The organism is Pseudomonas sp. JAI111, assembly GCF_024809425.1.
Taxonomy (GTDB): Bacteria; Pseudomonadota; Gammaproteobacteria; order Pseudomonadales; family Pseudomonadaceae; genus Aquipseudomonas.
The window spans coordinates 92,997-105,477 of record NZ_JANUCB010000002.1; the positions used below are offsets into that span (position 1 = coordinate 92,997).

The following is a 12,481-nucleotide window of genomic DNA, read 5'->3' on the forward strand; positions in this document are numbered from 1 at the left end:
AAATCACTGACTCAGTTTGGCGGCATGGCGCTGGTGACGTTCCATGTAGCGCTCGACGTAAGAGCACGACGGAATGACGGTGTAGCCCATTTCCTCAGCGTACTGCAGCGCCTGCTCGGTCAACGCCGCGGCAATGCCACGCCCCCGCAGTGCGTTTGGCACGAAGGTACGATAGATATCCAGGGTCTGTTTCCCCAGATCCATATAGGTCAGGTAGGCACGATGACCGTCCACATTGGTCTCGAACTGATGACCAGCCTGGTCATGGTGGATGGACAACGCCTCGCTCATCACTACTCCTCGCGGGTCTTGAATTCTGACCCCTACCTTACCGATGTTTTTCCGGCGAAGGAACATCTACGCCACCTCGTGCCTGAATGGACACTGAGAAGAGCTGCACCAATCTCGCGCAACCGAGCACGTATCAAATAGTAGGCACCATTGGCAGAAATGCTCAAGGTACGCTCGTCATCGCGCTCAGGTTAACGGGTGCTGCTCCGGGTCACGCAGAGAAGGCTCGACCAAAGGTATCCCGGGTCGATAGCCTGAACATTGCCGGATGTTGAGACTTAAGACGAACCCGCCCTCTTAAAGTCACCACCAAGATGGATAAAGATTATGAGAGCCACTGCACAAAATCCGCGCACAAGTATGGACGAATCCATGTAGACAGACTTTAGCCAAGATTGAGAAAAACAGCGACGAGTGCTGGAAACTTTTTCTCGGCGGCTCGCTCAGGATCGGGCTTCCTGGCTGGATATTTTTTAAACAATGCAGTTAAAAGTTGCTCGAAAAAGAATCAACGCCTACAATTTTTTATGCTTCTTGCTACACGTCAGTTTACTTACTAGAAGTAATGGGTAGTATGTACGCCGGCCATTTCCTCACTCTGAGGAGACAGCTACTTAATTGAAAGTCCTTGAAGGGGAACACGATGAACAACGTTCTGAAATTCTCTGCTCTGGCTCTGGCCGCAGTTCTGGCTACCGGTTGCAGCAGCGTATCGAAAGAAACCGAAGCACGTCTGACCGCTACTGAAGACGCAGCAGCTCGCTCCCAGGCTCGTGCAGACGAAGCCTACCGTAAAGCTGATGAAGCTCTGGCTGCTGCTCAAAAAGCACAACAGACTGCTGACGAAGCTAACGAGCGTGCTCTGCGCATGCTGGACAAAGCTAGCCGCAAGTAATAGTCCTTCGGGATTGTTATCAAGCCGACCCATTTTTGGGTCGGCTTTTTTATTGCCTGTGGTTTTGCACCGGCCATAAAAAACCCGCCGATGCAGCCTGCATCGGCGGGTTCTGTACAAGCCTTACTGCAGCGGATCGAGCGGCGCGCTCGTCACCAGCGGTGCGGAAGTGTTCGGCACGGCGATCTCCACCGGCAGGCCATCTTCAGCGGCAACCACATCACGCACCACGTCCCAGTTCATGCGCAGGTTGTTGGTGATGTCTTCGCGCTTGAGCATCGCGTTGATCACGGCGGTGTGCTTGTCGACCACCGACGGGTTGCCCTTGTCGTCCAGTGGCGTGTGCGCTTCCAGGTAAACCTTGCCACCGCTGACGCCGAACTTGTACGGGTCATTGATGATCCGCACCGACGTACCGACCGGCACCATGCTCGCCATTTCAAGCACGTTGTTGTTGAACATACGGAAGCAGCCGTGGCTGGTGCGCATGCCGATGCCGAACTTTTTGTTCGAGCCGTGAATCAGGTAGCCCGGAGTGCCCAGGCTGAACTTGAACGGCCCCAGCGGGTTGTCCGGGCCGGCCGGCACCACATTCGGCAACGGGTCACCGTCGGCGGCGTGCTCGGCCTTGATCGACGCTGGAGGGGTCCAGGTCGGGTTCGGCGTTTTCGCGGTGATGGTGGTGTGGGCGATCGGCGAGCCCCAGCCTTCACGACCGATACCCAGCGGGAAGGTGTACACCACGTTCCGGCCTTTCGGGTAGTAGTAGAGACGGTATTCAGCCAGGTTGATGACGATGCCTTCACGCGGGCCCGGCGGCAGGATGAAGCGCGTTGGCAGGATGACTTCAGTGCCGGCGCCCGGCAACCACGGATCGACGCCCGGGTTGGCCGCGACCATTTCCAGATAACCCAGATCGTAGGTGGTGCCAAGGTCGGCGAAGGTGTCTTCGTACTTGGCCTTGATGACCTGCACCTGACCGATGATGTCTTCACCAGGTGGTGGCAGGGGCAGCTCCAATGCGGCTACGGGACCCGCCACACAAAGGGCGGCAAGAGACAGGCAGCGGGTGACGGCAGGAAAACGCGGCAACATCCGGAAAGTCCTTCGCATGATCGACAAGGGTATAAAAACGCGATTGTACACCGGCATCCGGAACTTCGGGGAGTTGGCCGATAGCACGCTATCTTTGTTGCTTTACAGCTCGAACCGCAGCTCTGGCCAGATCGGCGAGGTGCCGCGTTTTTGCGATTCCAGGATGGCCCGGCACAGCGAGCACAGGCGCTGGTCCTGGAACACGCGCCGGTCAACACTCGACCAGCGTGGTTGCGCGGGCAGCAGGCTGCCGCACAAGGTTCGATCGGCCGAGCCGCCCAGCTCCAGCTGACGGGTCACCAGATGTACCCGCACTTCCTGGCAGGCGAACAGATCCAGCTGTTCGTCAGGCTCGATCAGTTGGTAGGCAAAAAGGGACCAGGCGGGACGCGGCATCGGGGGCTCCAAATCGGGGGCGCCACCTTAGCCGAAACACCGCCGCTAGAAAAGCGTCAAAGCAGCGGTTTCAGTGTCGGCCAGACATTTTCCAGCAACTTGTCCTGAGCCCCGGCAGCCGGGTGCAATCCGTCGGCCTGCATCAGGTCTGGATGGCCGCCCACACCGTCGAGAAAAAAGGGCACCAGCGGGATCTTTTTTTCCTCGGCCAGTTTGCCGTAGACCTCGGCAAATGCCTCGGTATAACGCTTGCCATAGTTGGGTGGCAACTGCATGCCCAGCAGCAACACCTTCGCACCGCTCGCTTTGGAGCTGTCGATCATTGATGCAAGGTTTTGTTGCAAATTAGCCGGAGGCATTCCGCGCAGCCCGTCGTTGCCCCCCAACTCAAGGATTACCAGCTCCGGTTTATGCTCTGCAAGCAGCGCAGGCAGGCGCGCCTGGCCTCCGGCACTGGTGTCGCCGCTGATGGAGGCATTGACCACTTTGTCGTCAAAACCTTCGCGCTTGAGCCGTTGCTCGAGCAACGAGACCCACCCCAAGCGGGTATCCAGTCCGAAACCGGCGCTGATACTATCGCCAACGATCAGGACAGTACCCGCCGCTGCGTTCTGGGCCATGCACATCAAGGCCAGGCCAGCACTCAAAAACCACACACGCATCGGATTCTCCATGGGCGCAAGCATTCTCACCGCGAAGAACCTCAGCAAAGTGGTTCCCAGCGCGGAAGGTGAACTGACTATCCTGCACGAACTCAGTCTGGAACTGAACAAGGGCGACAGCCTGGCCATCGTTGGCGCCTCCGGTTCCGGCAAATCGACCCTGCTCGGCCTGCTCGCCGGCCTCGACCTGCCGAGCAGCGGCGAAGTCACCCTCGCCGGCCAAGGCCTGAGCAATCTCGATGAAGACCAGCGTGCGCGCATCCGCGCCGAGCACGTGGGTTTTGTGTTTCAGTCGTTTCAGTTGCTGGACAGTCTCAACGCGTTGGAAAACGTCATGCTGCCGCTCGAACTCGACGGCCGCAAAGATGCCCGTGAGCGCGCCACCGAACTGCTGCAGCGAGTCGGCCTGGGGCAACGCCTGACCCATTCACCGCGCCAGCTCTCCGGCGGCGAACAGCAACGTGTGGCGATTGCCCGAGCGTTTGCTGCCGAACCCGATGTGCTGTTCGCCGATGAGCCCACCGGCAACCTCGACAGCCACACCGGCGAGCGCATCAGCGATTTGTTATTCGAACTCAACCAGGAACGGGGCACGACCCTGGTGCTGGTGACCCACGACGAACGCCTGGCACATCGCTGCCGGCGTCTGATTCGCCTTGAAGCCGGCCTGCTGGTCGCCCCTCTGGAGCCTTGATGGCACGTCTGCCGCTACTGCGCCTGTTCAGCCTTGCCATCCGCCAACTCCTGCGCGATGCCCGCGCCGGAGAGTTGCGCGTGTTGTTCTTCGCCCTGGTGGTCGCCGTGGCGGCGAGCACCGCCATCGGTTACTTTGGCGCCCGCTTGAATGGCGCCATGATGTTGCGCGCCACCGAATTCCTCGGCGCGGACTTGCTCCTTGAGGGCAGCTCTCCCGCTCGCCCCGAACAGATCAAAAGCGGCATGGAACTGGGACTTGAGCATGCTCAAGTGGTGGAGTTCTCCAGCGTCATCGCCACTGACAACGGCATTCAGCTGTCCAGCATCAAGGCGGCCGATGACGTTTATCCACTGCGCGGCGAACTGAAAAGTGCCCCGGCCCCCTTTGCCCCGGAAGAACCCGGCGGCAGACCAAAACCCGGCGAAGCCTGGGTCGAAGCGCGTCTGCTGACGGCGTTGAATCTGAAGATCGGTGACAGCATCGATGTCGGGATGCGGACGCTGAAACTGACGCGCGTCCTCACTTACGAGCCCGACCGCGCCGGCAACTTCTACAGCCTGACCCCTCGCGTGCTGATCAACCTCAGCGACCTCGCCGCCACCGGCGTGGTGCAACCCGGAAGCCGGGTCAGTTACCGCGAACTCTGGCGCGGCACACCCGAAGCGCTTGAAACGTATCGTCAACTGATCAAACCCGGACTGGCCGCCAACCAGCGCATTCAGGATGCCCGCGACGGCAACCGACAAATCGGCGGCGCCTTGGGCAAGGCCGAGCGTTATTTGAACATGGCCAGTCTGGTCGCGGTGCTGCTGTCCGGTGTGGCCGTGGCGCTGTCGGCGACGCGCTTCGCCACACGCCGATTCGATGCCAGCGCGTTGCTGCGTTGCCTGGGTTTGTCCCGTCGGGACACCATGGTGCTGTTCAGTTTGCAGCTGACGATACTCGGTCTGCTCGCCAGCATCAGCGGCGCCCTCCTCGGCTGGCTGGCCCAGCTTGGATTGTTTGCGTTGCTGCATGACCTGTTGCCGACCGACGTGGCACCGGGTGGGTTGTTTCCGGCCATTGCCGGGATCGGCACCGGGCTGGTCGCGTTAGCCGGTTTCGCCCTGCCTCCACTGGCGGCGCTTGGCCGGGTACCGCCATTGCGCGTGTTGCGTCGAGACATGCTGCCGATTCCTTCAAGCACCTGGATGGTCTATGGCGCGGCACTGGCTGCCCTAGGCCTGATCATGTGGCGCCTGAGCCTTGATCTGCTGCTGACCTTCGCCCTGCTCGGAGGTGGCGTGATTGCCGCGCTGCTGCTCGGTGGCCTGTTATTGCTATTGCTCCAAAGCCTGCGCCGGATGCTGGCGCGCGCCTCACTGCCTTGGCGCCTGGGGCTGGGCCAGTTGCTGCGTCATCCGCTGGCGGCCGCCGGACAAGCCCTTGCCTTCGGCTTGATCCTGTTGTCGATGACGTTGATTGCGTTGTTGCGCGGTGAACTGCTGGACACCTGGCAAAACCAACTGCCGAAAAACGCGCCGAATTATTTTGCGCTGAATATTCTGCCTGCCGACAAACAAGCCTTCACCGATCGCCTGATCCAGCTCTCGGCCCAATCGGCGCCGATGTACCCGGTGGTGCCAGGACGCCTGATCAGCATCAATGGCGAACCGGTGCAGCAAATCGTCAGCAAGGATTCGGCCGGTGACCGGGCGATCCAGCGCGACCTGAGCCTGACCTGGGCGGCGGACCTGCCAGCCGGCAACAAATTGACCGCAGGCAACTGGTGGAGCGAGCAGCCTGCCGATGATATTCCCGGAGTGTCGGTGGAAGGCAAGGTCGCCGAAAGCCTGAAACTCAAGCTCGGCGATCACCTGGTGTTCAGTGTCGGCGGGGTCAATCGCGAAGCGAAGGTCACCAGTCTGCGGGATATCAACTGGGACAACTTCCAGCCCAACTTCTTCATGATCTTCCAGCCCGGCACGTTGAAGGACTTGCCTGCGACTTACCTGACCAGTTTCTATCTGGCAGCGGGTCACGATCAACAGATTGTCGACCTGTCACGCAGCTTTCCGGCGGTGACTATCCTGCAAGTCGAGGCCCTGCTGGAACAGCTGCGCAGCATCCTCGCCCAGGTCACCCTGGCGGTGGAGTATGTGCTGTTGTTTGTGTTGGCGGCGGGGATGGCGGTGCTGTTCTCCGGCTTGCAGGCGACGCTCGATGAGCGCATCCGTCAAGGCGCGCTGCTCAGAGCGCTGGGGGCCGAACGACAATTACTGGTCAAGGCGCGGCGGATCGAATTCGGCTTGTTGGGTGCGGTCAGCGGTTTGCTGGCGGCCCTGGGATCGGAACTGGTGAGCCTGGTGCTTTACCGTTACGCCTTCGACCTGCCGTGGCACCCGCATCCGTGGTTATTGGTGCTACCACTGATCGGTGCGGTACTGATCGGAGGTGCCGGCGTATTCGGCACCCGACGTGCACTGAACGCCAGCCCCCTGACAGTCTTGCGCGAGGGTTGATAGACTCAAACACTCTCAATCAAAAGAATGTGCCATGAGCCGTTATCGCCCTCCCCGCACCGCCGGCACCGCGCTGATCACCCCCGAAGGTGAAGCGCGGATGCGCGCCGAGTTTCATGAACTCTGGCATGTACGGCGGCCTCAGGTCACGCAATCGGTCAGCGAGGCTGCTGCACAAGGCGATCGCTCCGAGAACGCTGAATACACCTACGGCAAAAAAATGCTGCGCGAGATCGACAGTCGCGTGCGCTTTCTCACCAAGCGGCTTGAAGCGTTGAAGGTGGTCAGCGAGAAGCCCAGCGATCCGAACAAGGTCTACTTCGGCGCCTGGGTCACTATCGAAGACGAAGACGGCAAAGAGTCGCGCTACCGCATCGTCGGCCCCGACGAGCTGGACCTGAAACTGGGCTTGATCAGCATCGACTCGCCGCTGGCACGCGCCTTGATCGGCAAGGCGCTGGACGCCGAAGTTCGGGTCCAGACACCGACTGGTGAGCAATGTGTGTATATCGTGGCGATCGAATACTTGTGAGCCACTGCGCCCCGACGCTTAGCGGCGGGTAATCAGACCTTGTCGAGCGACGCGTGTCAGTTGCTTGATCACTTCGAAGGCATCCTCGGCGTTGGGCGATTGAATCACCGCCAGATCGAAACTGTCGCTGGCAAATCGAGCCAGTGATTCGCCGTCTTCGACAAACTGGATCAGGAACGCGGCGGGTCCGCCGGTGCGACGTGGCCAGCCATCGAGATAACGCAACAGCGTCGGCTGATGTTTGCCGCCAAGCAGGATTTTTGGATTGCGCTGGGTCAGGTGTGCCGTAATCGGCGCGGGGCGTACAACGGGGCTTAGTGCATTCATCGTGTCGTATCTCTGCCTCAAAAGTCTGCATGGCAGGTGAGAGGCAACACCGAACCAGCGCTTTAGCGGTATTTCGAAGCCTGTTCCAGGCTTCTATCGGCAACTGTATGAGTCACCTGGCGCCCCGCAAGTAGCTGTTTAAATCGGCGCATGAGCAGCATCCTAGAGAAGCTGACCGGACAGTGTCAAGAATGACGCGCAACAAAAAAGGCCCGCACAATGCGGGCCTTTTCGTTGAGGCAGAGCGGTCAGCCTGCGATGGCACGGTCGACCGACAGCTTGCCGGCGCCTTCGATCAGTACGGCGATGCTGCCGCCGAGCAGCGCCAGGGCGAATTCATAACCGTTGTTGGCCATGAACAGACCGTGGCTGATGTGCACGGTGAAAATCGCGACCAGCGAGAGGAAGGTCAGCCCCAGTGCTGCCGGACGCACCAGCAGACCGATGATCAGTGCCAGGCCGCCGAAGAACTCGGTGCCACCCGACAGAATCGCCATCAGGTGCCCCGGTGCCAGACCAAGGCTTTCCATGTACTGCGCGGTACCGGCGATGCCGTAGCCACCGAACATGCCAAACAGTTTTTGTGAACCGTGAGCGGCGAAGATAATGCCGACGAAGACGCGCAAAACGGTCAGGCCGTAGCTGGCGCGAGTAAACATTACCTTGTTGATCAGTGAGCTCATGCTGTGTCATCCATTCATTGTGAGTGTGTGTGGTTGGCCGCTATATTAATCAATAAATACAATGTTAAAAGCGCAATAATTGCGACATAACAATCAATTTAGTCGATCATTTCCGTAAGGCAAGTTTCTGCCCCTGGGGCTCCAACGACTCCCGCTCACGCTCGAACGCCAGGAAATACTTGTTCACGCTATTAACATAGCTGACGGGGCCCATCCCCACCTGCTCCATGGCAATTCGTTCGACCTGGAAGAACCACTGATTGGGATTCAAGCCGCGGCGCCGGGCTTCGGCGCGCATGCCCTGGACCCGTTCGGGCCCTATGTTGTAGGCCGCCAGCACAAATGCCATGCGCTCGCGCTCATTGAGCTTGGGACTGGCGAAGAACTTGCGGCGAATCATCGCCAGGTACTTGGCCCCGGCCTGCACATTGGCATCCAGGTCCTGAATGTTGTTGACGCCCACACGCTGGGCCGCGGTCGGAGTGATCTGCATCAGCCCGGTGGGGCCGCCGCCACCGCGGTTGCCGGGTTGCAACGCCGATTCCTTGAAGGCCAGCGCCGCGAGGTTCAGCCAGTCCATGCCTTGTGCGTCAGCGTGCTTTTGCAGCACCGGGCGAAGTTTTTCCAGGCGCTGCCGATCAGCCTTGGCCAATGGATAGTGCACTTGATACAGGCGTCGATAGATTCGCAGGAACGCTGCGTCCTGGTCCGACGGAGTTTTGTAGGTGGTCAGGAAGCGGTCGATGCTCGCCCGAAGCATCGAGGCGTCGCGGCGGACAAACCAGAACTCTTCGCCGGGGGCGCTGATCGACACCTGTTTGTCCACTCGCAGTTTGGGCAGGATCTTGCCCCAGCGCTCGGCTATCGGTTGCTCGACAATCGTCAGGTGAAAGATCCCGCCCTGGACCATCTCCAGCACATCTTCGACGGCAAGACTGGGATCGACCCACTCGACTTTCACCGGTGCCAGTTTGTGCAGCGCAAGCTTTGAATTGATCTGACTGACCGCGTCCCCCGCCGCACTGCCAGTGGGCAATGCCAGGGTTTTTCCCGAGAGTTGTTCGACCCGGGTGTAGCGGCGCTCGCCCTTGATTCCCACCAGTACCAACGGGATGTTGCTGGCAATCGGTTCGCTGCTGCTGACAGCATGGCCCGGTTGCAAATCGAGCAGTTCTCCCGGGGCGACCAGATCCCCTTCCCCACGCTGCAACGCGCCGAGCAGTTGATCCTTGGACTTGGGGATGATCTTGAGGGTGATTTCCTGACCGTCACGGGCGTGCCCGTTGAGGTATTGCTCGAACGCACGCAAGCGGTGATATTCGACGCCGATGGCTTGTCCCTGGACTTCGCCGGAGCTGTTGCGGCTCTGGTTGACCAGCACTCGCAACACTCGGCTGCTGCGGATGTCTGCCAGGTCGCGAACCTTGGCCGCCGGCACGGCTTGCAACGGCCCAGCCAAGCGTGCAACCGCCGGCAACGGCAGCAGCAACGAACAGCACAGCAACAGCAAAATCGAGGGACGTGTCATCCACTCTCCGGAAAGAATACTGGGCCGATCCCAAGAATTTTCTTGAAACCGAACGACAGAAACAGAGCGCTTTGAGCGCTGGCAAGACGCGAAAGACTGGCACAGTGATGGCATATTGACCATCACGTCTGCCTCGCGGCATCAACAGACAGCTTTAACTCTTTGTAGTTCTTGGCTTTTCTTATAAATCTACAGCTCTGATATGCTTTCCGGCCTTTGGTCCGAGGTAGCACCATGCAACTCATCGATATCGGCGTCAACCTGACCAACCCCAGTTTCGACGACAAGCACCAGGCCGTACTCGAGCGCGCGTATGCCGCCGGGGTCTGCCAATTGGTACTGACCGGCACCAGTGTCGAGGGCAGTGAACAGGCGCTGGAGCTATGCCGGCAACAGGATGAAACCGCGCAACGACTGTTCGCCACCGCAGGCATTCACCCTCATTCAGCCAGCGACTGGAATGCCGACAGCGCTCAGCGTCTGCGCAGTTTGCTCAAGGAAACCAACATGGTCGCCGTGGGTGAATGCGGGCTGGATTTCAATCGCGATTTCTCACCGCGCCCGCAGCAGGAAAAGGTGCTGGAAGAGCACCTGGCGATGGCGGTCGATTTGCAATTGCCGGTATTTCTCCACGAGCGCGACGCCAGTCAGCGCTTGCTGGAAATCCTGCGCGATTACCGTGATCAGTTGCCGGCAGCGGTGGTGCATTGCTTCACCGGCGAAAAGAAAGCGCTGTTCAGTTACCTGGATCTGGATTTGCACATCGGCATCACTGGCTGGATCTGTGATGAACGCCGCGGCACGCACCTGCATCCACTGGTGAAGGAGATCAAGCGCGGACGCCTGATGCTCGAGAGCGATGCGCCCTATCTGCTGCCACGCAGCTTGCGCCCCAAGCCGAAGAACGGTCGCAATGAACCGGCGTACCTGACCGAGGTGCTGCGCGAGGTGGCGTTGCATCGTGGGGAAACGGAAGAAGACCTGGCGGCTCACACCACTGCCTGCGCACGGGCGTTCTACGGCCTGCCCTCAATCCCCCAGTAACCGCAAATCCCTGTGGGAGCGAGCCTGCTTGCGATAGCGGTGAGACAGTCAATGCTGATATCGACTGATACACCGCTATCGCGAGCAGGCTCGCTCCCACATTTTGATTGGTGGTAACCCTTGATCCACATCAAGTTCTGAATCCCTGCATAGCGGCACAATGCTGGCACCTTGCCAATGCTGTTTCCGCTATCAGAGAAGACCTCCATGGGTGCCTGGCTTAGCAATATCTCGCTGAAATACAAATTCTGGGCGGTCAATGCCGTCGCCTTCTTCACCACCCTGTTGCTGGTGCTGTACGCCGTACAGCTCGAACAACAGGCGCGTAGCCACGCCGCTCAAGCGTCGGCCCAGGCTCAGGCGCGCTTGCTCAATGCCTGGCCTGCGGGACAACCGCTGCCCAAGGCCGATCATCTGCTGACCTTCAGTCGCAACCAGGCGCCGTTACTGAACGGGCAACCGCTGCTGGAACTGGCCGATGCCAATGGCTGGGTCGAGATCAATTCAATGCCGCTGTTCGGTGACAACCCGTTGAGCGGTGCCGAGGTATTGACCCGCAACGATGGCCAGCGCGTCGCGGTAATCGCCTATGGCCCGAGCCTGAGCCAGGTGTTTGCCGAGCGCTTTTCCAACTACGCGGCAGCGGTGTTCATCCTGATGTTGGCCATGCTTGGCGCCTCGCAGCTGTTGATCCGCTTCCTGCTCAGCCAGCTCAATACCTTGAAAGACGTCATGCTCCATGTCGAGAAAACCGGCGACCTGTCGGCACGCGTGCCGCTGGCGGGCAAGGATGAAGTCGGGCAGATGGCCAACGCGTTCAACGCGATGCAGGCCGGTTACCAGCGCGTGGTCAATACCGTCGCCAGCACCGCCCGGCAACTGGATGTTGGTGCCGCACGACTGGCGTCGAGCATGAACGAGGTGCGCCACGGCATGCTCGGCCAGCAAAGCGAAACCGATCAGGCCGCCACGGCGATCAACGAAATGACCGCCACCGTCTACCACATCGCCCAGCACGCCGGCGCCACCCGCGACCTCTCACAGAGCGCTGACACCTTGGCCGGCAGCGGCCAGGAAGTGGTCAGTCGGGTGCAGAAATCGATTGCCGGGTTGTCCAGCGGGGTGCAGCAAACCGCTGAGATGATCCAGCGCCTCGCCGAGGACAGTCAAAAAATCAACGGCGTGGTCAGCGTGATTCACAGCATTGCCGAGCAGACCAATCTGCTGGCGCTCAATGCCGCGATTGAAGCCGCCCGGGCCGGTGAAATGGGCCGAGGCTTTGCCGTTGTCGCCGATGAAGTGCGCAACCTGGCCAAGCGTGTGCAGGCGTCCACCGATGAGATCACGTTGATGGTTTCTGCATTGCAAGCCGGGACGCGGGATGCTGTGGACTTCATGCAGGAAAGCTCATTCAAGGCCGACGATTGCGTCCAGCAGGCTCAGGAAGCCGGTGTAGCGTTGGGGCAAATCACCAGTGCGGTGGCGCAGATGCGCGAAAGCAATACGCAGATTGCCGTGGCGGCCGAGCAGCAAAGTCAGGTCGCGGAAGAGATGAATCGGGCGGTGGTGAGTATTCGCGATGTGACCGAAAACACGGTGCAGCAGACCGTCGACTCGGCGACCACCAGCAATGAGTTGGCGGCGTTGGCGGGAGAATTGAGCAAGGCCATCGGGCAGCTCAAGCTGTAAGGGCCTCTTCGCGGGCAAGCCCGCTCCCACAGTGAATGTGTGTTGTGCACAAGATCACTGGTGGGAGCGGGCTTGCCCGCGAAGGCGTCAGCTCAGTCAATATTAATCTCGACCATGCCCCCTATCACACCGATAGCCAAC

The 12,481-nt window shown here is 59.9% G+C and carries 13 protein-coding genes; 6 read left to right on the top strand and 7 right to left on the bottom strand.

Going from position 1 to position 12,481, the window contains the following annotated elements:
* Positions 1–3 precede the first annotated feature (3 nt).
* Entirely contained in the window at positions 4–291 is a 288-nt protein-coding gene (locus HNR03_RS08045; protein WP_020800382.1) for a GNAT family N-acetyltransferase, read from the bottom strand.
* Between the two features lie 643 nt (positions 292–934).
* On the opposite strand from HNR03_RS08045, the gene oprI reads away from it, so the two are divergent.
* Positions 935–1,186 (top strand): outer membrane lipoprotei OprI, encoded by a 252-nt coding sequence (gene oprI / locus HNR03_RS08050; RefSeq protein WP_002553018.1) that lies wholly within the window; start codon positions 935–937, stop codon positions 1,184–1,186.
* A 123-nt stretch (positions 1,187–1,309) separates the two neighbouring features.
* Here oprI and HNR03_RS08055 read toward each other — a convergent pair whose 3' ends face one another.
* From HNR03_RS08055 to HNR03_RS08065, 3 genes are all read right to left on the bottom strand, one after another.
* Positions 1,310–2,281, bottom strand: coding sequence for a L,D-transpeptidase family protein (locus HNR03_RS08055; protein ID WP_222587874.1), 972 nt, complete (start codon positions 2,279–2,281; stop codon positions 1,310–1,312).
* A 102-nt stretch (positions 2,282–2,383) separates the two neighbouring features.
* Positions 2,384–2,677 (bottom strand): hypothetical protein, encoded by a 294-nt coding sequence (locus HNR03_RS08060; RefSeq protein ID WP_003226812.1) that lies wholly within the window; start codon positions 2,675–2,677, stop codon positions 2,384–2,386.
* 56 nt (positions 2,678–2,733) lie between these two features.
* Positions 2,734–3,339: an arylesterase gene (locus HNR03_RS08065; protein ID WP_222587875.1), complete on the bottom strand. Its 606-nt coding sequence runs from the start codon at positions 3,337–3,339 to the stop codon at positions 2,734–2,736.
* Positions 3,340–3,349: 10 nt separating this feature from the next.
* Between HNR03_RS08065 and HNR03_RS08070 the strand changes: the two genes are divergently transcribed.
* Genes HNR03_RS08070 through greB form a run of 3 tightly spaced genes read left to right on the top strand, consistent with a single transcriptional unit; the run spans position 3,350 to position 7,069 of the window.
* The gene (locus tag HNR03_RS08070; protein ID WP_201117894.1) at positions 3,350–4,033 is read left to right on the top strand and encodes an ABC transporter ATP-binding protein; all 684 of its coding nucleotides are present in this window, start codon (positions 3,350–3,352) and stop codon (positions 4,031–4,033) included.
* A complete protein-coding gene (locus HNR03_RS08075; RefSeq protein ID WP_259152397.1) occupies positions 4,033–6,537 on the top strand; it encodes an ABC transporter permease in 2,505 nt (834 codons plus the stop codon). The genes HNR03_RS08070 and HNR03_RS08075 overlap by 1 nt, the downstream gene beginning before the upstream one ends.
* A 34-nt stretch (positions 6,538–6,571) precedes the next feature.
* Positions 6,572–7,069, top strand: coding sequence for a transcription elongation factor GreB (gene greB / locus HNR03_RS08080; protein ID WP_033057207.1), 498 nt, complete (start codon positions 6,572–6,574; stop codon positions 7,067–7,069).
* 18 nt (positions 7,070–7,087) lie between these two features.
* Here the strand turns inward: greB and HNR03_RS08085 are convergent, their stop codons facing one another.
* From HNR03_RS08085 to HNR03_RS08095, 3 genes are all read right to left on the bottom strand, one after another.
* Positions 7,088–7,396, bottom strand: a complete 309-nt coding sequence (locus HNR03_RS08085; protein WP_222587887.1) for a class I SAM-dependent methyltransferase — start codon at positions 7,394–7,396, stop codon at positions 7,088–7,090.
* A 248-nt stretch (positions 7,397–7,644) separates the two neighbouring features.
* Positions 7,645–8,079, bottom strand: a complete 435-nt coding sequence (locus HNR03_RS08090; protein ID WP_222587888.1) for a DoxX family protein — start codon at positions 8,077–8,079, stop codon at positions 7,645–7,647.
* A 106-nt stretch (positions 8,080–8,185) separates the two neighbouring features.
* Positions 8,186–9,607, bottom strand: coding sequence for a transglycosylase SLT domain-containing protein (locus HNR03_RS08095; protein WP_259152400.1), 1,422 nt, complete (start codon positions 9,605–9,607; stop codon positions 8,186–8,188).
* 234 nt (positions 9,608–9,841) lie between these two features.
* On the opposite strand from HNR03_RS08095, the gene HNR03_RS08100 reads away from it, so the two are divergent.
* Both HNR03_RS08100 and HNR03_RS08105 read left to right on the top strand, forming a co-directional pair.
* Positions 9,842–10,651 carry a TatD family hydrolase gene (locus tag HNR03_RS08100; RefSeq protein WP_222587890.1) on the top strand — a complete coding sequence of 270 codons (810 nt, stop codon included), beginning with the start codon at positions 9,842–9,844 and terminating at the stop codon, positions 10,649–10,651.
* Positions 10,652–10,858: 207 nt separating this feature from the next.
* Positions 10,859–12,340 carry a methyl-accepting chemotaxis protein gene (locus HNR03_RS08105; protein WP_222587891.1) on the top strand — a complete coding sequence of 494 codons (1,482 nt, stop codon included), beginning with the start codon at positions 10,859–10,861 and terminating at the stop codon, positions 12,338–12,340.
* Positions 12,341–12,481: the final 141 nt, after the last annotated feature.

Coding starts and splice junctions, on each gene's coding strand:
- HNR03_RS08060 (WP_003226812.1), bottom strand. CDS start 2,677: ATGCCGCGTCCCGCCTGGTCCCTTTTTGCCTACCAACTGATCGAGCCT.
- HNR03_RS08095 (WP_259152400.1), bottom strand. CDS start 9,607: ATGACACGTCCCTCGATTTTGCTGTTGCTGTGCTGTTCGTTGCTGCTG.
- HNR03_RS08090 (WP_222587888.1), bottom strand. CDS start 8,079: ATGAGCTCACTGATCAACAAGGTAATGTTTACTCGCGCCAGCTACGGC.
- HNR03_RS08105 (WP_222587891.1), top strand. CDS start 10,859: ATGGGTGCCTGGCTTAGCAATATCTCGCTGAAATACAAATTCTGGGCG.
- HNR03_RS08055 (WP_222587874.1), bottom strand. CDS start 2,281: ATGTTGCCGCGTTTTCCTGCCGTCACCCGCTGCCTGTCTCTTGCCGCC.
- HNR03_RS08065 (WP_222587875.1), bottom strand. CDS start 3,339: ATGCGTGTGTGGTTTTTGAGTGCTGGCCTGGCCTTGATGTGCATGGCC.
- greB (WP_033057207.1), top strand. CDS start 6,572: ATGAGCCGTTATCGCCCTCCCCGCACCGCCGGCACCGCGCTGATCACC.
- HNR03_RS08070 (WP_201117894.1), top strand. CDS start 3,350: ATGGGCGCAAGCATTCTCACCGCGAAGAACCTCAGCAAAGTGGTTCCC.
- HNR03_RS08085 (WP_222587887.1), bottom strand. CDS start 7,396: ATGAATGCACTAAGCCCCGTTGTACGCCCCGCGCCGATTACGGCACAC.
- HNR03_RS08100 (WP_222587890.1), top strand. CDS start 9,842: ATGCAACTCATCGATATCGGCGTCAACCTGACCAACCCCAGTTTCGAC.
- HNR03_RS08075 (WP_259152397.1), top strand. CDS start 4,033: ATGGCACGTCTGCCGCTACTGCGCCTGTTCAGCCTTGCCATCCGCCAA.
- HNR03_RS08045 (WP_020800382.1), bottom strand. CDS start 291: ATGAGCGAGGCGTTGTCCATCCACCATGACCAGGCTGGTCATCAGTTC.
- oprI (WP_002553018.1), top strand. CDS start 935: ATGAACAACGTTCTGAAATTCTCTGCTCTGGCTCTGGCCGCAGTTCTG.